The 21326-nt window shown below is 43.6% G+C and carries 22 protein-coding genes and 6 pseudogenes; 20 read left to right on the plus strand and 8 right to left on the minus strand.

The genetic code is table 11. From position 1 onward, the window contains the following. The first annotated feature begins 67 nt into the window (after positions 1 to 67). From MMY81_RS27425 to thrB, 3 genes and pseudogenes are all read left to right on the plus strand, one after another. Positions 68 to 1365: pseudogene (locus MMY81_RS27425) on the plus strand (homoserine dehydrogenase). After that, positions 1362 to 2429: a threonine synthase gene (gene thrC / locus MMY81_RS27430; RefSeq protein WP_252315290.1), complete on the plus strand. Its 1068-nt coding sequence runs from the start codon at positions 1362 to 1364 to the stop codon at positions 2427 to 2429. The pseudogene MMY81_RS27425 and the gene thrC overlap by 4 nt, the downstream one beginning before the upstream one ends. Next, positions 2419 to 3348: a homoserine kinase gene (thrB, locus tag MMY81_RS27435; RefSeq protein WP_252315291.1), complete on the plus strand. Its 930-nt coding sequence runs from the start codon at positions 2419 to 2421 to the stop codon at positions 3346 to 3348. The genes thrC and thrB overlap by 11 nt, the downstream gene beginning before the upstream one ends. 74 nt (positions 3349 to 3422) lie before the next feature. On the opposite strand, the gene MMY81_RS27440 is transcribed toward thrB, so the two are convergent. After that, positions 3423 to 3665: a NifU family protein gene (locus MMY81_RS27440; RefSeq protein WP_252315292.1), complete on the minus strand. Its 243-nt coding sequence runs from the start codon at positions 3663 to 3665 to the stop codon at positions 3423 to 3425. 202 nt (positions 3666 to 3867) lie between these two features. On the opposite strand from MMY81_RS27440, the gene MMY81_RS27445 reads away from it, so the two are divergent. Then, positions 3868 to 4179: a DUF1462 family protein gene (locus tag MMY81_RS27445; RefSeq protein WP_252315293.1), complete on the plus strand. Its 312-nt coding sequence runs from the start codon at positions 3868 to 3870 to the stop codon at positions 4177 to 4179. A gap of 20 nt (positions 4180 to 4199) precedes the next feature. Here the strand turns inward: MMY81_RS27445 and MMY81_RS27450 are convergent, their stop codons facing one another. Both MMY81_RS27450 and MMY81_RS35930 read right to left on the minus strand, forming a co-directional pair. Beyond that, a complete protein-coding gene (locus tag MMY81_RS27450; RefSeq protein ID WP_374562924.1) occupies positions 4200 to 5273 on the minus strand; it encodes an NAD(P)/FAD-dependent oxidoreductase in 1074 nt (357 codons plus the stop codon). Between the two features lie 408 nt (positions 5274 to 5681). Next, positions 5682 to 5843, minus strand: a pseudogene (locus MMY81_RS35930) (TetR/AcrR family transcriptional regulator); the annotation flags it as partial. Positions 5844 to 6050: 207 nt separating this feature from the next. Here MMY81_RS35930 and MMY81_RS27455 point away from each other — a divergent pair. From MMY81_RS27455 to dapF, 3 genes are read left to right on the plus strand one after another with little or no spacing between them, the layout of a single operon-like run. Next, positions 6051 to 6287 carry a YuzB family protein gene (locus MMY81_RS27455; RefSeq protein ID WP_252315295.1) on the plus strand — a complete coding sequence of 79 codons (237 nt, stop codon included), beginning with the start codon at positions 6051 to 6053 and terminating at the stop codon, positions 6285 to 6287. Positions 6288 to 6304: 17 nt separating this feature from the next. Further along, positions 6305 to 6553 carry a hypothetical protein gene (locus MMY81_RS27460; RefSeq protein ID WP_252315296.1) on the plus strand — a complete coding sequence of 83 codons (249 nt, stop codon included), beginning with the start codon at positions 6305 to 6307 and terminating at the stop codon, positions 6551 to 6553. Continuing rightward, positions 6550 to 7413, plus strand: coding sequence for a diaminopimelate epimerase (dapF, locus tag MMY81_RS27465; protein ID WP_252315297.1), 864 nt, complete (start codon positions 6550 to 6552; stop codon positions 7411 to 7413). The genes MMY81_RS27460 and dapF overlap by 4 nt, the downstream gene beginning before the upstream one ends. A gap of 27 nt (positions 7414 to 7440) precedes the next feature. On the opposite strand, the gene mqnE is transcribed toward dapF, so the two are convergent. Continuing rightward, positions 7441 to 8508, minus strand: coding sequence for an aminofutalosine synthase MqnE (mqnE, locus tag MMY81_RS27470; RefSeq protein WP_252315306.1), 1068 nt, complete (start codon positions 8506 to 8508; stop codon positions 7441 to 7443). Positions 8509 to 8805: 297 nt separating this feature from the next. Here mqnE and MMY81_RS27475 point away from each other — a divergent pair, with 297 nt between their 5' ends. The 3 genes from MMY81_RS27475 (at position 8806) to MMY81_RS27485 (ending at position 10063) form a co-directional block, all read left to right on the plus strand. Further along, positions 8806 to 9006 carry an aspartyl-phosphate phosphatase Spo0E family protein gene (locus MMY81_RS27475; protein WP_252315298.1) on the plus strand — a complete coding sequence of 67 codons (201 nt, stop codon included), beginning with the start codon at positions 8806 to 8808 and terminating at the stop codon, positions 9004 to 9006. 67 nt (positions 9007 to 9073) lie between these two features. Further along, positions 9074 to 9427 carry a HesB/IscA family protein gene (locus tag MMY81_RS27480; protein ID WP_252315299.1) on the plus strand — a complete coding sequence of 118 codons (354 nt, stop codon included), beginning with the start codon at positions 9074 to 9076 and terminating at the stop codon, positions 9425 to 9427. A gap of 126 nt (positions 9428 to 9553) precedes the next feature. Next, positions 9554 to 10063, plus strand: a complete 510-nt coding sequence (locus MMY81_RS27485) for a hypothetical protein (RefSeq protein ID WP_252315300.1) — start codon at positions 9554 to 9556, stop codon at positions 10061 to 10063. Between the two features lie 54 nt (positions 10064 to 10117). Here MMY81_RS27485 and MMY81_RS27490 read toward each other — a convergent pair. Continuing rightward, positions 10118 to 11105 (minus strand): annotated as a pseudogene (locus tag MMY81_RS27490) (NAD(P)/FAD-dependent oxidoreductase). 326 nt (positions 11106 to 11431) lie between these two features. Here MMY81_RS27490 and MMY81_RS27495 point away from each other — a divergent pair. Beyond that, the gene (locus MMY81_RS27495) at positions 11432 to 12637 is read left to right on the plus strand and encodes an NAD(P)/FAD-dependent oxidoreductase (protein WP_252315301.1); all 1206 of its coding nucleotides are present in this window, start codon (positions 11432 to 11434) and stop codon (positions 12635 to 12637) included. 96 nt (positions 12638 to 12733) lie between these two features. Continuing rightward, entirely contained in the window at positions 12734 to 13063 is a 330-nt protein-coding gene (locus MMY81_RS27500; protein ID WP_252315302.1) for a YuiB family protein, read from the plus strand. Positions 13064 to 13118: 55 nt separating this feature from the next. Here the strand turns inward: MMY81_RS27500 and MMY81_RS27505 are convergent, their stop codons facing one another. Next, positions 13119 to 13931: a cobalamin-binding protein gene (locus MMY81_RS27505; RefSeq protein WP_483882505.1), complete on the minus strand. Its 813-nt coding sequence runs from the start codon at positions 13929 to 13931 to the stop codon at positions 13119 to 13121. An 18-nt stretch (positions 13932 to 13949) separates the two neighbouring features. Further along, positions 13950 to 14432: a divergent PAP2 family protein gene (locus MMY81_RS27510; protein ID WP_252315304.1), complete on the minus strand. Its 483-nt coding sequence runs from the start codon at positions 14430 to 14432 to the stop codon at positions 13950 to 13952. Between the two features lie 646 nt (positions 14433 to 15078). Here MMY81_RS27510 and MMY81_RS34625 point away from each other — a divergent pair. From MMY81_RS34625 to MMY81_RS27530, 6 genes and pseudogenes are all read left to right on the plus strand, one after another. Further along, a complete protein-coding gene (locus MMY81_RS34625) occupies positions 15079 to 15318 on the plus strand; it encodes a TRAP transporter small permease (protein WP_308215504.1) in 240 nt (79 codons plus the stop codon). 392 nt (positions 15319 to 15710) lie between these two features. Continuing rightward, positions 15711 to 16918, plus strand: a pseudogene (locus MMY81_RS27520) (TRAP transporter large permease). Between the two features lie 48 nt (positions 16919 to 16966). Beyond that, on the plus strand, positions 16967 to 17158 hold the full coding sequence (locus MMY81_RS34630) for a hypothetical protein (RefSeq protein WP_308215505.1): 192 nt from the start codon (positions 16967 to 16969) through the stop codon (positions 17156 to 17158). Next, positions 17155 to 17706, plus strand: a complete 552-nt coding sequence (gene dctP / locus MMY81_RS34635; protein ID WP_308215506.1) for a TRAP transporter substrate-binding protein DctP — start codon at positions 17155 to 17157, stop codon at positions 17704 to 17706. Before MMY81_RS34630 ends, dctP (MMY81_RS34635) begins: the two co-directional genes overlap by 4 nt. Further along, positions 17606 to 18043, plus strand: coding sequence for a TRAP transporter substrate-binding protein DctP (gene dctP / locus MMY81_RS34640; RefSeq protein WP_308215507.1), 438 nt, complete (start codon positions 17606 to 17608; stop codon positions 18041 to 18043). Before dctP (MMY81_RS34635) ends, dctP (MMY81_RS34640) begins: the two co-directional genes overlap by 101 nt. Positions 18044 to 18139: 96 nt before the next feature. Then, positions 18140 to 18628 (plus strand): S-ribosylhomocysteine lyase, encoded by a 489-nt coding sequence (locus MMY81_RS27530; protein WP_252315307.1) that lies wholly within the window; start codon positions 18140 to 18142, stop codon positions 18626 to 18628. A gap of 60 nt (positions 18629 to 18688) precedes the next feature. Here MMY81_RS27530 and MMY81_RS27535 read toward each other — a convergent pair whose 3' ends face one another. After that, positions 18689 to 19201 carry a cysteine hydrolase family protein gene (locus tag MMY81_RS27535; RefSeq protein ID WP_308215508.1) on the minus strand — a complete coding sequence of 171 codons (513 nt, stop codon included), beginning with the start codon at positions 19199 to 19201 and terminating at the stop codon, positions 18689 to 18691. Between the two features lie 234 nt (positions 19202 to 19435). Between MMY81_RS27535 and MMY81_RS27540 the strand changes: the two are divergent. Further along, a pseudogene (locus tag MMY81_RS27540) lies at positions 19436 to 19932 on the plus strand (Lrp/AsnC family transcriptional regulator). A 95-nt stretch (positions 19933 to 20027) separates the two neighbouring features. After that, positions 20028 to 21118, plus strand: a pseudogene (locus tag MMY81_RS27545) (aminotransferase). Positions 21119 to 21326: the final 208 nt, after the last annotated feature.

Below are 21326 nucleotides of genomic sequence, written 5' to 3' on the forward strand. Positions count from 1 at the left end.
GTTACAATGGACAATATACCTTTTAGAACAGAGAGAACGAAGCAGTCAGTGGTGAGGAGTGGAGAGAATGAGCAAGGATATACAAATTGGATTATTAGGATCAGGAACGGTAGGAACAGGGGTCCTGCAGATCATTAAAGATCATCAAAAAGATTTAGCACATCAAGTAGGCTCCGGTATTAAAGTGAAGAAGGTGCTTGTACGCGACATGAACAAGTACCAGGATATAGAAAATGCAGGTCAGCTTCTCACCGACAGAGTAGAAGACATTCTGGAAGACGAAGAGATTAAAGTGGTTATTGAAGTAATGGGCGGAATCGATGAAGCAAAAGACTATATTATCCGCGCGTTAAAAATAAAAAAAATGTCGTTACGGCAAACAAAGATCTAATTGCTCTTCATGGAGCAGAGCTTGTAAAAATTGCTGCAGAAAACAGCTGCGACTTATTTTATGAAGCAAGTGTTGCCGGCGGTATTCCTATTATCCGCGGGCTTACCGAAGGGCTGTCTTCCGACCGCATTTCCCAGATGATGGGGATTGTAAATGGAACAACAAATTACATTTTGACAAAAATGAGCCAGGATGGACGCGCCTACGATGACGTATTGGCTGAAGCCCAGGCACTCGGATTTGCTGAAAGTGATCCAACCTCCGATGTGGAAGGCCTCGATGCAGCCCGTAAAATGGCTATTCTTGCCTCGCTTGGTTTTTCGATGGATGTAGAGCTCGAAGATGTCGATGTGCGGGGCATTACGACCGTAACGATTGATGATATTAAATATGCCGAACAGATGGGTTACGCCTTAAAGCTGATTGGTCTTGCGAAACGGGATGGAGAGCGGATTGAACTGACGGTACAGCCTATGCTTCTGCCGGCTAAACACCCGCTTTCTTCCGTGCATGATGAATATAATGCCGTATATGTATACGGGGACGCTATTGGGGAAACGATGTTTTACGGACCCGGCGCTGGTTCTCTTCCAACAGCAACAGCTATTGTTTCCGATCTTGTCACAGTAGTGAAAAACATGAAGCTTGGCGTGAGCGGCAGAAGCATTGTTCCTCCGCTGTACCATAAGCAGTTGAAAACGCCTGATGAAGTGCAGTCCAAATACTTTATCCGCCTGCACGTGAAAGATGAAACAGGCACGTTTGCTGCGCTTACTTCTGTCTTCGCCAAAGAAAATGTAAGCTTTGAGAAATTAATGCAGTGGCCGATTGAACATCAAATCGCTGAGGTAGCAGTAATTACGCATACTACTACTAAGTCCGTATATGAAAGAATCTTTGCAGAGCTGGAAAAAATGGACGTGGTTGTAGCTGTTAAAAGCAGCTATCGTGTCGAGGGAGGAAACGCAGAATGAGCAGTTGGAAAGGCCTATTGGAAACATATAAAGAATTTTTGCCGGTAACAGAAGATACACCTATTTTATCATTACGGGAGGGAAACACTCCTCTTATTCCGCTGGAGAAGCTGTCAAAAGAGTGGGGCGTCGATATTCACGTTAAAACAGAAGGAACAAACCCTACCGGTTCCTTTAAAGACCGTGGTATGGTCATGGCTGTAGCCAAGGCGAAAGAAGAGGGAAGCAAGGCTATCATCTGCGCCTCCACAGGAAATACATCAGCGGCGGCAGCTTACGGTGCACGCGCAGGCCTTCGCTGTATCGTCGTTATTCCAGAGGGGAAGATTGCTCTAGGCAAACTTGCGCAGGCTGTTATGTATGGTGCGGAAGTGTTTGAAATTCAAGGCAACTTCGATAACGCTTTGGAAATTGTTAAGCTTATCAGCGACAAAGAACCGATTACGCTCGTTAACTCTGTGAATCCATACCGGATTGAAGGGCAGAAAACGGCTGCTTTTGAAGTGTGCGAACAGCTTGGACAGGCGCCGGATGTTCTGGCTATACCAGTTGGTAATGCTGGTAATATTACAGCATACTGGAAAGGATTTAAAGAATACCATGAGAGAAACGGCACCGGCCTTCCGCAGATGCGCGGATTTGAAGCCGAAGGATCAGCCGCGATCGTCCGAAATGAAATTATTGAAGAACCGGAAACAATTGCTACGGCCATTCGTATCGGTAATCCGGCAAGCTGGACAAAGGCTGTTACAGCAGTGGAGCAGTCCAAAGGCAAAATTGACATGGTAACAGATGAAGAAATTTTGGAAGCTTATCAATTACTTGCCCAGACAGAAGGTATCTTCGCGGAGCCTGCTTCATGTGCATCTGTAGCCGGCTTGAAAAAGCAGATTGAAAGCGGTGAAATTGCTAAAGGCTCTAAAGTAGTATGTGTACTCACCGGGAACGGCCTGAAAGATCCAAGTACTGCGATTGATACGATTACGGTGAAGCCTACTGTGCTGCCAAACAGCCGGGAGGCCTTCCTCGAGCAAATCAAAGGAGGTGTCTTAAGTGAGGGGTGAAAAGTTGGTCGTCACTGTACCAGCAAGCTCTGCTAACCTGGGTCCGGGTTTTGACTCCATCGGCCTGGCGGTTGACCGTTATTTAACGATGGAGGTTACCCTTGCAGAAGAGTGGTCTTTTACATCGGATTCAGCTGAATTAGAAGGAATTCCTTACGGAAAAGACAACCTTATTTATATTGTTGCAGAGACACTGGCAAAGGAGCTCGATAAAGAGCTGCCCGCCTGCCGCGTGCATATGACGAGCAATATTCCGCTTGCAAGAGGCCTTGGAAGCAGTGCAGCGGCTATTATTGCCGGAATTGAAATGACTGATCAGATAACATCTGCCGGAATGACAACAGAAGAAAAAATGCGGTTTGCCAGCATATGGGAAGGTCACCCTGACAATGTAGGGCCTTGTCTATACGGTGGTCTTATTATCGGTGCCCATAGTGACGATGCAACAAGCATGGTTCATGCGGGTGTGCCGGATATTGATATTGTGATTGCAGTTCCGGAGCAGGAACTAATGACAAAAAAAGCCAGAGGGATTCTGCCGGCTCAGCTGCCGTATAAAGATGCGATCAAGGGAAGCGCAGTAAGCAATGTGCTGACAGCAGGTATTTTAACGGGAAATTGGGAGCTTGTCGGAGACATGATGGTGCGTGACGTGTTTCATCATCCATACCGCGCCGGGCTCGTCCCAGGCCTGATGGAGATTATGCAGGAAGCAAAGGCATACGGAGCTCACGGAGCCGCTCTGAGCGGTGCTGGTCCTACTGTGTTATGTATAGTCCCTAAAGGGGACGGCGAGAAAGTAAGGCAGAAGATCCAGAAGGACTATCCTGATTTTGACGTGCAGATTGCAGCACCGGATGAAAAAGGATCGCAGGTTTTTTATGTGAAAGCAGATGCAGAAATAGGCATTCCTTCTTAACGAAAAAGAGTACGTTCCCACTCGGGAACGTACTCTTTTCATTCGTTCAAGCTATAACCTTTTATAAGGAGTGCTTAAAATACCTGCTCTATTTCAACAACGCCTGGTACTTCTTCCAAAAGCGCGCGCTCGATTCCTGCTTTAAGAGTAATCGTTGAAGAAGGGCAGGATCCGCATGCTCCCATTAGACGAACCTTTACAATGCCGTCCTCAATATCTACCAGCTCAACGTCACCGCCGTCGCGAAGTAGGAAAGGACGCAGCTTGTCCAATACTTCTAAAACCTGTCCGTTCATTTCTTCAGTAGCTTGTGCCATGATGTATCTCTCCTTTCATTGCCTTTATTATAGTACCTCTTGTCCAAGTAGTCTATAATTAAAGGAGCTTAAGTTATATTCTACTATGAATTGCTTTTCTATGACAACTAATGCGAAGCTTTCTCATTGAAATTTTCTGAAATAATACGTGTAAATGCTTTTCCAATGGGATAGAGAACAAACAAGAAAGCAGGGATTAGACATGGTTCAGCCAATAACGATAAAAGTATACGGATCAGAAGAAAAGTGTTCCGGGTGTGTGCAGCTGCCTTCAAGTATTGAAACGAAAGAATGGCTGGAAGCTGCTCTGCAGAGAAAGTATCCGGATAAGCCATTGGATGTAGTCTACGTGGATATGCATCAGCCAAATGGAAAAGAAGAAGAAGAGACGGCCCGGGATATGATAGAAAACGATAGAATCTATCCACTTGTATTCATAAATGGAGACGTTGTCGCAGAAGGAAACCCGCGTCTGAAAAAAGTATATGAATACATTGAAAAGCTCCCTTCCTAAGAAGAGAGCTTTTCCTATCCTTACACACCGTTATGGTTTTTGTACATCCACAGAACACCGCTTTTGAGCATCCGGGCTACCCGGCCTGTGACAGCCGCTTTTTCTCCCATAACACCGAAGCCGTGTTTTTTACCAAGAGAGCCGAGCACTCCTTTAAGCTTGATTTCAGGCAGTGTTTCGGGAAGGGATTCGCCTTTCCATCGCTTCTTGAGGACCATTGCAATCTGTTCGGCCTGTCCTTCAGCAAGCTGCGCGCTCGGAGCATGAGGAAGACTCGCACAGTCACCGACAACAAACACATTATTGTTATCCGGCAGATGGTGGTGAGGAGTGAGGACCACTCTTCCTCTTGGATCTTTTTCTACATCCATTTCACGGACTACTTTATTCGGCTGAATACCCGCCGTCCAAATAATAACGTCAGATTCAAGCGGTTCGCCGTGATTATAAATCGTATGCTCATCTACCTGTGTAATATCAGAATTACTGATTACTTCCACCTGATGATCCTCAAACCACTTCTGTACGTATCTGCTCAGGCGGCTTGGAAACATCGGCAGAATGGTATCACCGCGGTCAAATAGACGGATTCTAAGATCGGAGCGGCTTTCACGCAGCTCACTGGCCAGCTCCACGCCGCTTAGGCCAGCTCCTACAATAGATACACTTGAACTCGCAGGGAGGCTGTTCAGCACCTGATAGCTTTTACGCGTAGCTTCCATTGTCTGTATGCTGTACGTATGCTCAGCTGCACCGGGTACTTCGTGGAACTTATCTTCACAGCCTAGTCCTACGATCAAGCTGTCGTAAGCGACTGGATTTTCTCCTTTCATATGAACGAGTTTACTGTCCATATCAACGCGGTCAATAGTGCCAAACTGCAGACGCAGCTGTTTATGAGTAGGGAAAGGCACTCTCACCTGGTGATCGGATTCCGTGCCGGCAGCAAGTGCGTAGTATTCTGTTTTCATACAGTGGTAAGGAAGTTTATCAATAAGCACGATTTCGACATCGGATGGAAGGTCGTTGGTAAGCAGGCGCTGCAGCAGGCGCAGACCGCCGTATCCTCCGCCAAGTATAACAACTCTTTTCATTGTTTCATGTCCCCTTTTTGTGGTAATGCTATGGAGGCTTGTATACATCATAGCCATCATTTCTTCGATAAATTCCTCCCGGTTTCGAGCAGTGCTTGTGGCCAGCAGGTAATGAAAATGGCTGTTTATAATATGGCTCCATGCCGGAATATCCAGATTTGTTTTTATTTCTCCGCGGTGTTCGCTTTCATAGAGCAGATGCTCCCAGTGTCTGCGGAGCAGAATTTCGTGCTCTACGACGTGCTGCCAGACTTTTCTTGTCAGCTGTGGATTCAGCTGGTATTCTCCAAGAAAGTAGCTGATATAAGCACGGATTCTTGAAAATAAAGCCAGACGGTGCAGGGCATATCGATCAATATACGATTCTACCTGATGCAGCCTGTCTTCTGCGAGGGACTGCATAATGGATTCTTTCGTAGGGAAGTAATTAAAAAAAGTCCCCTTCGCCACATTGGCGGCTTCTGTTATTTCCTGCACAGTGGTAGCGTCGAATCCTTTTTCCCGAAAAAGATAAAGCGCTTCCGAAAGAATTTTCTGCTTCGTTTGTTCTTTTTTCTGCATTCTATTCATAACTTGACCTCTCCGTTACTTCAAAGGATACTTTCTGTCAAAAGTGACCCTGGTCAATTTTATTATAAAGATTTTAAACCAACATTACAACAACTGGAAAATAGTCAGAAAATTCGCCCGCTATAAATAAATAGAGTAGATACATTGACGATTGGAAGCATAGAACGGTAGGATAATTGCAGAGCTGAAAAAAGGGTGGTAGAGCAAATGAGACCAATAGTAGAGTTTTGCCTGAGTAATCTGGCCAGCGGGTCCCAGGCTGCTATGGAAAAATTGGAAAAAGATCCGAACTTCGATATTATTGAATATGGCTGTCTCGGCAACTGTGGTTTATGCGCAGATACAAACTATGCGCTGGTTAACGGGGAAGTCGTCGAAGGTGAAACAACCGAGGAACTCGTTGACAATATATATCAGTATTTAGAAGAAAACCCGATGTTTTAACTGGAAGGAGACCAGGTATGGTATTTCTAACATTCGAAAATACATGGCCATATGAAAAGATGGGAGACGATATTTACGTACAGGAATGCCCTTACTGTGGTCAGGAAAATGTACTAACTCATTTAACAAAAGGAAATCTGCAAAGAGCACTCGAGGAAATAAAAACACCGCTTATTATGCCGTGCTGTTCCACGAGGATGGTCATTATACAAGCAGACGAAGATTATTTCTGGACAGAGGATAAACTGAGGGGAGAAGGACGATGAAGTTCACGAAAATGCACGGGCTGGGCAACAGCTATATTTATATTGATTTATTTGAAGAAGAATTGGAAGAAAGAAGCCTGAGTGAACTGGCAGTTTATGTATCAGATAAACACAGGGGCATCGGGGCGGATGGGTTAATTCTGATTGAGCCGTCCCGCACCGAAGATGCCAGAATGAGAATTTTTAATGCTGACGGATCAGAGGCTATGACCTGCGGCAACGGGCTCCGATGCACAGCGAAGTACGTATTTGAAAAGAAATATGTCGACAATGAACGGTTTACGATTGAGACAAAGGGCGGTACGGTAAAAGCTACTGTCCATCCAGATCATTCTAAATCGATCGTTGATATGGTAACGATTGATATGGGTCGGCCAAGACTTCAGAAGAAACAGATTCCTATGCTATCCGGTGATCCGGAGAAGGAAGCGGTCGGGGAGCTGCTTGAGGCAGGCGGTACAAGCTTTGAAGTAACGGCGCTGTCGATGGGAAATCCGCATGCGGTTCTGTTTGTAGATGATACGAAGGAAGCGCCTGTTCATACGCTCGGACCTGTATTGGAAAAGCACGAATTTTTCCCGGAACGGGCAAACATTGAATTTGTACACGTTCTATCTGAAACCGAAATGGACTTTCGGGTATGGGAGCGGGGATCCGGCGAGACGCAGGCCTGCGGAACCGGTGCCTGTGCGGCCGTGGCAGCTGCCGTTCTGAACGGAAAAATACAGAAAAATAAAGAAATTACCGTACACCTGCCGGGTGGAGATTTGTTTATTACCTGGCACCAGGACGGTCATATTACAATGAATGGTGCAGCAGAAACAATCTGTGAAGGCATATTAAAAAATAGACCCCGGTAGGGTCTATTTTTTTAGTATTAATAGCATTTAATATCTCTTAATTTCGTTATAAAACGTATCTCTTTCAATTGGCTGCTTGTTAGCTCCTTTAATCAGATGAACAAGCTCTTTTCTCGTCAATCCCTGAGAAGTAAGGGCACCAACAGAATGGGAAATTCTTTCTTCGATAAGCGTACCGTGTATATCATCAGATCCAAAGGTAAGAGCGAGCTGAGTAAGCTGAGGACCAATGTTAATCCAGTATGCTTTAATATGATCGAAGTTATCAAGCATCAGACGGGAAATAGCAATAGTACGCATATCATCATAAGCAGACGTTCTGCGGTTTAAACCGGCTCCAACTTTTTTAGGCTGCATCGCAAGCGGGATAAATACCATAAATCCGTTTGTTTTATCCTGAAGCTGGCGAAGTCTGTCCATATGAATTAAGCGCTCTTCAAACGTATCAATCGAACCATAAAGCATGGTAGCGTGCGTCTTCATTCCAAGATCATGGGCAATTTCATGCGCTTCAAGCCATTCATCCGTAGAGGCTTTGTCCGGACTCATTTTGGCTCTGTAACGCTCTGTGAGTATTTCAGCACCGCCGCCTGGAAGAGTGTCAAGCCCGGCATCCATAAGTTGCTGAAGTACTTCTCTCATAGACAGCCCGGAAATTCTGGAGAAGAATTCAATTTCAGCTCCGGTATATGCTTTAATGGAGGCGGAAGGATAGTGCTTCTTAAGCGTGCGGACGGTATTTACATAATACTCAAATCCAACTTCTACATTATGACCGCCGACAATGTGAAATTCGCGGATATTATCATTCCAGCGCTTTTCTACGTATTCCAGGAGCTCTTCCTCATGCATCGTATAGGCGCCTTCTTCACCGGGCTTTCGTTTAAAGCCGCAGAAGCTGCAGCTAGCTTCACATACATTTGTTGGGTTAATGTACATATTTTCTATAAAATATACATTATTTCCATTTCTCTGCTCATTCACCTGATTTGCCAGCTGGGCTACGGTGAGCAGGTCCGTTGTGTTGTATAGGTGGAGCCCGTCATCAATAGACAGGCGCTGCCCGTTATTAACTTTTTCAATAATTTCTTTCATACGTACGTCTGTGTTTAATGTTACAGGCACATCCATCATCCCTTTCTAAATCCCTGTTGTCTCTACTTGACTCTTATCCTATATAAAACCTAACAAGTTATCCTGCTTAAAAATAATACATCATGTAGCTGCAATTTCCATTATACATCTTGGAATTAGTAAATTAAAGAGAACTGATTTGAATATAAATTTAATCAAATAGTAATCATCTATTAATTGTTTTAAATTGGTAATTGACATATAATTGAAGAAATAAATGGATATGCTATTTTCCAAATAAAAAAAAGGAGAGTCGTCATGAAGATAACAGCAGAGCAGAATGAAAAAAGAATTGAAGAGCTTCGTGTAAAAATGATGAATGCCGCTTCCACGTATGGATTTAGTCATCCACTTGTATTATATTACAGCGAAAAGCTCGACAGGCATCATAACATGCTTATGGAATTAGATCCACCCGCTGCTGCTGCTCAAAAATCGGCCTCCTTTCAGATCATTTGAATTTAAAGGCGATAGCATATATAATTTTCTTAAAGGATAGCAACTATTCCTTAAAGGAGGACTTCATATGCTTAATATTACAGAACCAGCTGCAGCTCGTGTGAAAGAGATGATGCAGGAAGAAGAAGATACCAGCCTTATGCTTCGCGTAGGTGTTAAAGGCGGCGGATGCAGCGGCCTTTCATATGGAATGGGATTTGATTCCGTTAAAGAAGAAGAAGACGATGTGCTTCAAATCAGCGGACTGGATGTTCTTGTAGATAAAGAAAGCGCCCCAATATTGGATGGAGTCGTTATCGACTACAAACAAAACATGATGGGCGGCGGCTTTACTATCGACAATCCGAATGCGATCGCTTCCTGCGGGTGCGGATCATCATTCCGCACAGCTACGAAAGCCGGTACGCCGGAAGATTGTTAATAAATGAATGAGAACTTTCTTCGTTAACAACGGAGGAAGTTTTTCTTTTGTTGAAGATGTCAGAATTTATTGACTTTTATTACCTTATAGCCTACTGTTTAAGCATACAGAGGGAGTGAACAGTCTATGGAAATCAATCAGATTATAGAGAATTTAAAAATGGAACTTGCGGAATGCCACGCAAAAGAAGAGGAAGAAAAACAAAAGTTAAATTATTATATTAATGGGTGCAGCCAGTTTATTAAACCGCGTCTTAAAAGTGGAAGTATTCTCGTGGAACGCTGGGAGAGCAGAGAGGATGTTCTGGAAGTCCTGGAATTTGAATCAAGCACCCGAGCATTAAACAAGTATACCATTGCTTGCGAAAAAAAGGCCCTGCCGCTGGTAGGCACCTATACCTTCAGTAGAAAAGTACTGCCGGATCATTTATATAAAGAGATGTATTACAAAGGCCCGGAAATGAAAAATGAATATTATGACTGGGGTCAGAAATTATTCAGAGGTCTTGCAGCAGGAGAAGAGAACAGCCTGGAAATTAATATCAAGGTAGAAGCAAACAGTCCATACAGCAGGGATGAAGCTGCGAAAAGTGAATGGATAGAGCGGCTGGAGGTTTTTGCAGATCAGTTGATATAAATATAAGAAAGCCCTCCGGATAATAAAACCGGAGGGCTTGATTTATGCTGTTATTTAAAACATATGGGAGCTGTGTCCCGGCTGAAGCTTGGCGTCGGGATCAAGATATGCTTTCGCATTGTTCACAGCGGTCGGTGCTTCTCCGAAGCCGGTAGCGATAAGTTTCACTTTACCGTCATACGTAGCAACGTCCCCCGCAGCATATATACCGGGGATGTTCGTTTCCATCCGGCTGTTTACCCGGATGGTGTTTTTTTCAATATCAAGTCCCCATTCTTTAATAGGACCAAGAGAGGAAACAAAACCATAGTTAACGATAAGAGAGTCTACATCAACAAGTAGTTTTTCTTCTCCTTTTACTTCCTGAAGTTCTACCTGCTGGATTTTCTTTCCGTCTCCGTGAATAGCAGTTACCTGGTATGGCGTCATCACTTCTACATCAGATTGTTCAAGCTGCTCAACGCTGTGTTCATGTGCACGAAATTTCGCACGGTGAACAAGCTTTACTTCTGAGATGGGATCAAGCATGTTAGCCCAATCCACCGCGGAATCGCCGCCGCCTAGGATCATTACTTTTTCATCTGCGAACGTCTGCAGGTCGTTAATAAAGTAATGCAGGTTTCCTTTTTCATAAGGGTCGGCTCCGTCCACCTGCAGCCTGCGGGGCTGAAATGCACCAACGCCGGCAGTAATAATAATCGTTTTTGTATAATGGATTTCTTTATCCGTATGCAGCTCGATGATATCGTCATTTACTTTAATGACATTTTCGACTGATTGTTCTAATACAACCTTTGGACCAAATGGCGTCATCTGCTCAATTAAGTTGTCAACGAGTTCACTGTGCACGGATTTTTGGGAATCCTGCTACATCATATATATATTTCTCGGGGTAAAGAGCCGAAAGCTGTCCTCCAAGCTGGGGCATGCTTTCAATAATTTTTACTTTTGACTGACGCATTCCCCCGTAGAATGCTGTGAAAAGACCGGTCGGCCCTCCGCCGATAATAGTTATATCATATACATCCTGCTCAAGTGCCACTTTATCTACCTCCATATTATGCTGAGAAAACTACTTCTATTATACGCATATCAAGCTCTTTTTTAAAAGTCCTGCATATTATTTAGAATGAACGTATGGAAAGCGCTGTAATAAAAAGAGAAAAGCCGGAAAAAAAGGTTGAAATATGCGGTTAAAACCAATATCATTAGTATTGAGATTTGTGAATATTTTGCGACTTTTTCATGCTTTCCTTTTGATAAAGTCTAATTTTATGAACAACACGATTACTTCTGCGTATCTGAACGTGAAATAAATCACAAACGAACTTATAAAAATAAATTATATTCTCTAGGGAGTGACACACCATGGCAGAAAAGCCAAATATTCTTATTTTAGGTGCAGGATACGCTGGAATGGTTACGGCAGCAAAAATCTTTAAGAAGATTGACCGCAATCAGGCTAACGTCACATTGATAAGCAAACATGACTATCATTATCAGACTACATGGCTCCATGAGCCGGCAGCAGGAACGCTTCATCCAGATCGTACACGGATGAATATCAAAGACGTTCTAGATATGACAAAAATTAAATTTATCCAGGATGAAGTAGTAGAAATTAAGCCATCAGAAAACAAAGTAGTACTTAAAAACACAGGAAGCGCCGACTACGACTATATTGTTACAGGTCTGGGTGCTGTGCCGGAAACGTTTGGCGTAGAGGGCGTTTTTGAACACGCATACAGCAAGTGGACACTCAATGGGGCCCGCCAGATCAAAGATCATATCGAGTTCATGTTTTCCAAATACAATAATGATACGGCGCCTAAAGAAGCAGATTTAGCGTTTGCTGTAGCCGGAGCCGGATTTACCGGTATGGAATTTATTGGTGAATTAAGCGAACGCATCCCGGAACTTAGTAAAAAATATGATATCCCGATGAACAAAATTAAAATGTACGTTGTAGAGGCTGCACCGACAGCACTTCCCGGTTTTGATCCGGAGCTCGTAGAATATGCAATGAACCTTCTTGAAAACCGGGGCGTGGAATTTAAAATCAATACGCCTATTTCTGCAGTAACAGCTGACGGACTTGTTCTCAAAAACGGTGAAGATGTTAAGGCATCTACAGTCGTATGGGCTACAGGTGTCCGTGGAAATCCGGTTATCGAAAAATCCGGATTTGAAAATATGCGCGGCCGTGTAAAGGTGGATAAAGATCTGCGTGCACCAGGGCATGAGAACGTATTTATTATCGGAGACTGTTCGCTTATGATTAATGAAGAAACGGAGCGTCCTTATCCACCGACTGCACAGATTGCTATGCAGCAGGCAGTTACAGTCGCTAACAACCTGAATGCATTAATTAATCATAAACCGCTTGAGGAATTCAAGCCGGAAATAAAAGGTACAGTAGCCTCCCTTGGCGGTAAAGAAGCAATTGGTGTAATCGGAAAACGTAAAGTGTTTGGCAGTTCCGCCAACTTTATGAAAAAAATGATTGATAATCGTTATTTATGGATTCTGGGTGGACCAGCTCTTGTACTCAAAAAAGGAAAAAATCCATTTTAAAAATATTCAGGACAGAACAGCTGGAAATACTGATGAAGCGGTATTTCCGGTTTTTCTCCGCCTGTGTAAGCGTGATCAATACAGGGGGTATGGGAAATGACAGGGATTGGAAGCCTCCCGCAGCTGATTATTTCAATGATGCTGTTTTTACTGCTGTTTTTTGGCATTGGTTTTCTGCTGAACATGATTTTACGGTCTACGTGGGTGATGGCTGTAGTCTATCCGCTCATTGTAGTATGGATAGTAGATAGCTTGGGGTTTTGGAGCTACTTCTCCGCGCCGGCAGCTTCTTTTTCTCAGCTGGGCGGACAGCTGCTCTCTCTTCAATTTGTAGATTATCTTATTTTAGCGAGCGGCTTTATCGGTGCCATTGTTGCCGGGATAGCGATTCGTATGCTGAGAGTCAGAGGATATCAGATGTTTTGAATCCACATAAAAAGCCGCTCCTTCGGGGAGCGGCTTTTTGTATGAAGCGATTATATTATGGGTAAAGTAATACATCCGAAGTCAGTGGTTCTGGGAAAACGTCAGGGTGGAGAAGATAGGCCAGTTCAGCCAGCCCGGTAAAAAGACGTGGAGAGGGGCGGCAGTAAAGGGGCTCGGGCAGAACATGAATACTGCCGGCTGTCATAGCTTTCATAGACTGCCATCCTTCTCTCTTTTTCAACAATTCCGGTTTTACCTTATCGAAGGGAACCCCTACCCAGGCAAGGCAGATACGCTCTGGATCCCGTTGCTGAATTTCTTCCCAAGTCGTTTTAACACTGGCTTCTTCTTTATCAGCAAAAATATTTTCAGCCCCTGCCAATGCGCTTATTTCAGTGAGCCAATTACCTCCGCCCGGAGTAAATGGAGGCTTGGGCCACCATTCCCAGTAAAGTCTGGACGGGTCGCATCCTAAAGCCAGCTCTCGGTAGGTATCCATTATCCGGCGGCAGGCATTGATGAGCTCTTCTGCTTTTTGAGCGGTTCCCGTAGCTTCTCCAATAATTATCAAGTCTTCGAGAACATCCTCCAGCGTATTGGGAGAGGTTAATACATAAGAAATGCCTCTCTTATCCATCTCCTCTGTATTCTTTTCCATACCAGGTACACTATGGGAAGCAAGTACCACATCCGGCTTAAGTTTTATAACCTCATCCATATCAATGGAGAGATCTGGTCCAAGGTCGGGAAGCTCTTTTACTTCTTCAGGCCAGTCAGAGTAGGAATCAACGCCGACAAGGTACGGGGTCAGGCCGAGATAGGCCGCGATCTCCGTGCTGCTGGGACATAAGGAAACGATTCTGGTCATCATGTGCACCTGCCTTTCTTAGGATCCGATAAAGTACATGTTTGCAAAGTAAGCAATAAGAACACCGAGAAGCGCACCGAAAAATACTTCTACCGGCTGATGGCCGAGCAGTTCTTTTAATTCTTCACGTTTTTCTGTTTCTTCTTTTTTCTGCCACGTACGTGCTTCCGTTACAAATTTGTTAAAATCTACAACCAGTTGATTAATCATCGTCGCATGATAGCCGGCATGACGACGAACGCCGGTGGCATCAAACATCACGATTACACCAAAAATGGTGCATACAGCAAACATAGAAGAGTCAAATCCCTGCTCAAGGCCGATAGCCGTACAAACGGAAGTAACTGCCGCAGAGTGTGAACTTGGCATTCCTCCTGTACTCGTAATCAATGTCATATCCCATTTTTTTGATGCAATAAACGCCAGGGGGATTTTAATACCCTGGGCAAAAAGGATAGAAAACAAAGCTACCCACAATGGAAAGTTGTTTATAATTTCCATATAATATGATCTTCCTTTCCATTCAGTTTCTGTCGTTGAGCGGTACCATCTGTTTTCAACGGCAGCACGCAGAGAAGCTTGGAATGATTCAGGCTGCTTATACTTTTCTAATATATAATAGAAATTGTAAAAGATGTCTTACATTAGGTTTAAAGAACTAACACTTTTATATTTTTCGGAAAATTGGTATATTACAAAAACCTTTATAAATGCGAAAAACACAAAGGGATTAGGAAACTTTAGTACATAATATGACAAGCCGTGTGATCATTTAACTAACTTATTATAGGATAGAAACAATCACAGCATGATTAATTCGTCTACAAATAAATATAAATATTATTTGCGCAAAATATTTATATCCCTGCGCGTGCCTACCTTTTCACCCTATCACAGACAGGCACGCTATCACAGAATAAATGCCTTAATTTCATAAACTGTTTACAAAGTAAGCGGGTGAAAAGAAGATAAGGAAAGAAATGCCAATGATATTAACACCATACAGCTGTTTATCCTTCTTTACGGGCTTTCAAACCCTTTGATTGTATTTGAACAGAAGGAGTGGTTCTTATACTATTATAAGTATGCCTAAAGTATCAGGGAACTATTAATCAATACACCTCTAGAGAATGGATGTTGATAACAAATGAAAATACTTAAGTGGCTGGATATCGGTCTGAAAAGAGTGGAAGAGCTTATCCTGGCATTATCCATTATTACTATTACCGTTATGGTGGCGGGAAATACAGTCAGCCGTAACCTGAACATGGGAAGCTGGGCCTTTACTGAAGAAATCAGTCAGCTTGCTCTTTATATGGCCACCTTTATGGGGATAAGTTATGTTGCCAGGCAGGGCCGCCATATCAGCATGTCAGCGGTGTTTTGATAATGTTCCCTACAAGCCGAGAAAAGCACTTGCTCTGATTATTCCATTTGTTACTGCCATTATTTTATTTGTTTTAGCTTTTTATTCATATGAATATGTAATGTCTGTCTACAACTCAGCAGGACGACCTCAGCCCTGCGCTTTCCTTACTACTGGATGCTTATATGGGCCCCGCTTGGATTTACTCTTGGCGGAATTCAATTTCTTAGAAATTTCTGGGTAAATGTCAGAAATAAAGATGTTTACCTGGCAGCTGAACGAAAAGACTATGATTCAGACAGTGAAATGGAAAATCCCACGAACCTATAATTCATGCAGATAGCGAGGTAACGACAATGATCCTAACACTTGTTGGAATAATGCTTGTGTTTCTAATGCTGGGCTTTCCAATGATGATTCCACTTATCCTTGCTCCGCTGGTAGTAGTCATATTCTTCTTTCCAAACGTAGAACCATTTTTTATGATCCAGCAGATGCTTGAAGGTATTTCAAACTACGCACTGCTTGCCGTACCGCTGTTTATTTTTGCAGCTGACATCATGTCAAAGGGTCGGACATCAAACCGGCTTTTAGATTTTATCGGTGCATTTGTTGGTCATCTGCGCGGGGGATATGCCATTACAACAGCTGCCGCCTGTGCCGTATTCGGTTCCATTTCGGGCTCCACTCAGGCTACCGTTGTTGCTATCGGAAAGCCTATGAGGGAAAGGCTGTTAAAAATAGGATATAAAGATTCAACGGCGATCGCTTTTATTATTAATGCAAGCGATGTGGCCCTGATCATTCCGCCGAGTATTGCAATGATCATCTATGCTTTAATTTCCGGTACTTCGGTAGGCGACTTATTTATTGCAGGTATTGGTCCCGGCATTCTGGTTTTATTCTGTTTTGCGCTTTACGGTTATATTCATGCGAAAATTAACAATATTCCGTTAGCAGACAAAATAGGCTGGAAGGAACGCGGCGTTGTTACATACAGAGCAATTTTACCCTTGCTTTTCCAGTTATTATTATTGGCGGAATATACACAGGCTTTTTCACGCCGACGGAGGCTGCCGCTGTCTCTGTGCTATATGCCCTTTTGCTTGAAGTAGTGATCTATCGCTCCATCAAAATAATGGAAATACCAAAAGTAGCGTTATCTACCGGTCTGGTTACATCGGCCGTCTTTATTCTGGTAGCCGGGGGTCAGGCATTTGCCTGGGCGATCCAGTTTGCAAGAATCCCGCAGCTGATTACCGAAACATTTCTTTCAGGAAATCCAGGACCTATATATGTCCTGTTAATTGTATCCATCTTCTTTTTTATCGGATGTATGTTTGTAGATCCAATCGTCGTTATTCTTATATTGACGCCGATTTTTTACCCGGCTGCTATGCAGGCAGGTGTCGATCCTATCCATCTCGGCATTGTTATAACGTTCCAGGCAGCACTTGGCTCAGCAACTCCGCCATTTGGTGTTGATATATTTACGGCAAGCGCCGTGTTCAACCGGTCTTACATGGATACGATTCGGGGAACACCCCCGTTTATCGTCATGATGATGCTTATTGGAATTATTGTCATTATTTTTGAACCACTTTCACTTTTCCTGCTGTAAGCGGGAGTGAATATAGATATTTACTATACTTAAGGGGGACAACACATAATGAGAAAAAGTAAGTATGGATGGCTGGCAGGTTCAGCAATGGTATCAGCACTCGTATTATCAGCATGTGGAGGCGGCGGTGAAGAAGAAGCCGGCGGCGATGGCGAAGAAACATATGATTGGCGTTTTGTAACAGAAGAAAATGAAGGACAGGTCCAGTCGAATATGCCATGGAGTTTGCGGAACGTTTGAACGAAAAATCTGACGGTCGCATTAATATGGATGTATTTGAATTTGGCGGACTGGGAAGTGAAGTCGATCAGGTCGAACAGCTTCAGAACGGAGCCGTGGAATTTGCGATTGTTTCACCAGGTTTTACAGGAACCATGGTAGAGGAAGGACAGATCTTCTCGCTTCAATTTCTGCTTCCGGATGATCAGGAAGTAACCCATGATCTGTTAAATGAGAGTGAAGCATTAAATGAAGATCTGGCTGCATTGTATGAAGAAAATGGTATTCTTCCACTAAGCTTCTGGACAGAGGGAGCGACCCAGTGGACCGGAAATAGAGAATTAACAGAGCCTGAAGATTTTGAAGGATTCCGTATGAGAACACAGGATTCACCATTAAACCAGCGTTCGTATGAAGCTTACGGTGCCGACCCAACGGTTATGAGTGCAGGAGATCTTTTATGGCGCTATGCAGCAGGGAACGGTAGATGGACAGGAGAATCCTATCTTCTTTATCCAGGATTCCTCTTATCACGAAGTACAGGACTACATGACGATTTCCAACCATAATACGTACGTAGCAATGACGACAGTAAACCCTGATTTTTACAACGAACTGCCTGAAGATATTCAAGGTATGATTGATGAAACGGTTGATGAAATGCGCGATGAAAGCTATGCGCTTCAGGAACGCCTGAACGAAGAATTATTAACAGACATTGAAGAAAACACAGATACGCCGACGGAAATAACAGAATTAACAGAAGAACAGCGCGATGCTTTCCGCGAGCTTGCTGTACCGCAGCGTGAATTTTTTGCAGAAAACAGCGGGGATGATGCAGGAGCTATTTTAGAAAAGCTTGAAGGAGAAATTGAAGAGATGGACGGCGGAGAAACAACAGAGTAACAGACAGACAGCCGAGGCGGTTTTCCGCTTCGGCTTTTGAATGCCGGTATGTTTGTCATCTAACTTTATTCATTGTATGATGATGGGTAAGAACAGATAGAAGAGGAGTGTTATTGTGGCAAGAGTAGAAAGTTTGAATTAGATCATACTAAAGTAAAAGCACCGTACGTCCGCCAGGCAGGATTTCAAAAGGTAGGAACAGATGGTGTCGTAAATAAATTCGATATACGTTTCTGCCAGCCGAACAAGGACAACCTGCAGCCGCCGGTTATCCATACGCTGGAACACCTGCTTGCGTTGAATATCCGCGATTTTGCAGAAGACTATGATCACTTTGAAGTGATTGACCTCTCTCCAATGGGGTGTCAAACCGGCTTTTACCTTATTATGAATGGTGAGCCTAAAGTTTCTGAGTTAATTGATATTCTGGAAAAGACGATGCACGCGGCTCTTCCTATCGAAGAAGTACCGGCAGCGACAGAACTTCAGTGCGGCCAGGCAAAGCTTCATGATCTGGAAGGCGCTAAGAAATGGATGAGATTCTGGCTGGACCAGGATAAAAAAGAACTCGAACAAGTATTTTAATAAAAAAGACTTTTTTCGCAGCAATGGCGAAAAAGTCTCTTTTTTTGATAGCTTATCGTTTTAACTACGACTTATTTCTTCGAGAGAAAGTTCATGGGATGGAGTCGTATCAGCTCCGTTTACATTTTCCATTAATTCAAGCGTCAGCTTATTGTTTTCTTCTTCATCTGATGCCATGCAGTCAGACGGAATGTATAAATTGTAGGAGCGCATATAAGCATCATTAGCTGAAAAGTGAATGCATTTATCTCCAGATACACCGGTCATAATAAGTGTTTTTGTTTCGAGATGATTTAAAAGGAGTTCAAGCGGAGTAGCGTAGAAGGCGGAAAATTGAGGTTTCAATACAAAATAATCCTCATCCAGCGGCTTCATTTTTTTCGTTACGTCGCTTCCCCGTTTGCTCTCATCAGCACACGATTCATAAATTTCCCTAAAATCGCTCTGCCATCTCCCATAGTTGTCATTTACGTAGATAACAGGAATGTCCAGATCATTCGCTCTTTTCTTCAGGTCGTTAATACGGTCGGCTGCCTTTGATGCATAAGGAAGCAGGTCTTCTCCCCGGGAAATTCAAGATCATTTATCATATCTATAATTAACAAGCTGTGTTGGATTTCTTGTGAATGTGTGGTGTGTCGTTACCCATTAGCTCAGCACCTTTCTTTTTTTAGAGATATCCTTATATTCCCCAAATAGGTGAAAGTTTAATCTTTTTTCACTGATGGATATCCGGCAAATATGATATGATAGACGATAAATATAAGACTATATAAAGCTACAGCAGTCCAGGGAGGAGTGTGGAACATGGATCATAAAGAGTTGGAAATTCTTCATTTACTTGAAGGAAATGCAAGATTGGATATAGAAACAATTGCGAAGATGACAGCACTGACAATAGATGAAGTAGAACAGGTGATTCAAAGCTGGAAAATGAGAATATCATTCTGAACTACTCGACGGTTATTGACTGGAGTAAAGTCCGCCGCTACGAAGGGGTAACGGCGATGATCGATGTAAAAGTAACACCGCAGAGAGGCGTAGGCTTTGATGAAGTGGCAGAGCGTATTCATCGCTTCCCGGAAGTGAAAGCACTGTACTTAATGTCAGGCGCTTATGATCTATCGGTGACTATAGAGGCAGGCAGAATGACAGAGATTGCCAGGTTTGTATCAGAAAAATTGTCTGCGCTTGATTCGGTTATTTCCACCACCACTCACTTTCAGCTTAAAACATACAAGCATGACGGGGTCGTGTTTGGAGACAAGCGAGAAGATGATAAAAGAATCGTGGTGTCTCCATAATGGAATCGACTACTGGCCGGAAGCAGCGGCTGTCCCAGAACGTCCAGCACATCAAGCCTTCGGGCATCCGGCGCTTCTTTGACATGGCCTCTACTATGGAAGATGTTATATCGTTAGGGGTGGGCGAACCTGATTTTGTCACGCCATGGAATGTAAGAGAGGCAAGCATTCTTTCTATGGAACGCGGCTATACTGCCTATACAGCTAACGCCGGAATGCTTGATCTTAGAAAAGAGATTTCCCGGTATCTTCAGGAACGCTTTGAAACCCCGTATGACCCGGAGTCGGAAATTGTGGTCACCGTAGGAGCAAGCGAAGCGATCGATATCGCTGTAAGAGCGATTGTAAATCCCGGAGAAGAAGTAATAATCGTAGAACCTAGCTTTGTTTCTTATGCTCCGATTGTTTCCCTTGCGGGGGGTGTGCCTGTTTCTGTACAGACGAAAAAAGAAAATGGATTTAAAACTGACTCCTTCCGAACTGAAAGAAGCAATTACGCCGAAAACAAAGGCCGTAATTGTTTGTTTTCCAAACAACCCGACGGGAACCATTTTAGAAGAAAAGGAACTGCTGGAGCTTTCCACTGTTATTAAAGAGCATGACTTAATGGTTATTTCCGAAGATCTACGCAGAGCTCAGCTACGACACAAAGCACTGCAGCTTCCCGAAAATTGAAGGAATGAAAGACAGGACCATCCTGATTTCCGGATTTTCCAAAGCGTTTGCTATGACGGGGTGGAGAGTAGGATACGTATGTGCACCAGAGGATATTTCAGCAGCGATGCTGAAGATCCATCAGTACACGATGATGTGTGCTTCGACGTTAGCGCAGTTTGGTGCGCTTGAGCGCTCCGTGATGGAAAAGATGACGTAAAGCGGATGGTTATCAGCTACCGTCAGCGCCGCAATTATATGATCGAAGCATTTAAAGAGATCGGCCTGGACTGTCATGTGCCGGGAGGCGCTTTTTACCTGTTTCCTTCTATTCAGAATACAGGGCTTGATTCAGAAACATTTGCAGAGCTCCTTTTAAAAGAAGAACAAGTAGCCGTTGTCCCCCGGCAGCGTGTTCGGAGAGGGTGGAGAAGGCTATATCCGTTGTTCATATGCCACTTCCATGGATTCTCTTAAAACAGCAGTGAGCCGAATGGAACGCTTTCTCTCCAAACGACTGGCCGCTAAATAAAAAAAGCGGGCCCGCTGATAAAGCAGGTCCGCTTCTTTCTATTATAGAACTCCAAGTACATTAAGCATCGCTGCAGCAATCGCGATAGGTGTTACGTATTTCAGAAGGAAATACCATGTGGAAAAATAACGAGAATGCAGGCTGGAACCTGAGAGCAGTTCGTTTTTTTAATTCGGCCTTCTTCATCTTTAATGGTACAAATATAGAG

It is taken from the genome of Sinobaca sp. H24, assembly GCF_023845525.1.

Coding starts and splice junctions, on each gene's coding strand:
- dapF (WP_252315297.1), top strand. CDS start 6,550: ATGAAGTTCACGAAAATGCACGGGCTGGGCAACAGCTATATTTATATT.
- MMY81_RS27495 (WP_252315301.1), top strand. CDS start 11,432: ATGGCAGAAAAGCCAAATATTCTTATTTTAGGTGCAGGATACGCTGGA.
- MMY81_RS27455 (WP_252315295.1), top strand. CDS start 6,051: ATGAGACCAATAGTAGAGTTTTGCCTGAGTAATCTGGCCAGCGGGTCC.
- MMY81_RS27475 (WP_252315298.1), top strand. CDS start 8,806: ATGAAGATAACAGCAGAGCAGAATGAAAAAAGAATTGAAGAGCTTCGT.
- MMY81_RS27510 (WP_252315304.1), bottom strand. CDS start 14,432: ATGGAAATTATAAACAACTTTCCATTGTGGGTAGCTTTGTTTTCTATC.
- MMY81_RS27500 (WP_252315302.1), top strand. CDS start 12,734: ATGACAGGGATTGGAAGCCTCCCGCAGCTGATTATTTCAATGATGCTG.
- mqnE (WP_252315306.1), bottom strand. CDS start 8,508: ATGAAAGAAATTATTGAAAAAGTTAATAACGGGCAGCGCCTGTCTATT.
- MMY81_RS27505 (WP_483882505.1), bottom strand. CDS start 13,931: ATGACCAGAATCGTTTCCTTATGTCCCAGCAGCACGGAGATCGCGGCC.
- MMY81_RS27445 (WP_252315293.1), top strand. CDS start 3,868: ATGGTTCAGCCAATAACGATAAAAGTATACGGATCAGAAGAAAAGTGT.
- MMY81_RS27450 (WP_374562924.1), bottom strand. CDS start 5,273: ATGAAAAGAGTTGTTATACTTGGCGGAGGATACGGCGGTCTGCGCCTG.
- MMY81_RS27460 (WP_252315296.1), top strand. CDS start 6,305: ATGGTATTTCTAACATTCGAAAATACATGGCCATATGAAAAGATGGGA.
- thrC (WP_252315290.1), top strand. CDS start 1,362: ATGAGCAGTTGGAAAGGCCTATTGGAAACATATAAAGAATTTTTGCCG.
- MMY81_RS34630 (WP_308215505.1), top strand. CDS start 16,967: ATGAGAAAAAGTAAGTATGGATGGCTGGCAGGTTCAGCAATGGTATCA.
- MMY81_RS27480 (WP_252315299.1), top strand. CDS start 9,074: ATGCTTAATATTACAGAACCAGCTGCAGCTCGTGTGAAAGAGATGATG.
- MMY81_RS27440 (WP_252315292.1), bottom strand. CDS start 3,665: ATGGCACAAGCTACTGAAGAAATGAACGGACAGGTTTTAGAAGTATTG.
- MMY81_RS27485 (WP_252315300.1), top strand. CDS start 9,554: ATGGAAATCAATCAGATTATAGAGAATTTAAAAATGGAACTTGCGGAA.
- dctP (WP_308215507.1), top strand. CDS start 17,606: ATGCAGCAGGGAACGGTAGATGGACAGGAGAATCCTATCTTCTTTATC.
- MMY81_RS34625 (WP_308215504.1), top strand. CDS start 15,079: ATGAAAATACTTAAGTGGCTGGATATCGGTCTGAAAAGAGTGGAAGAG.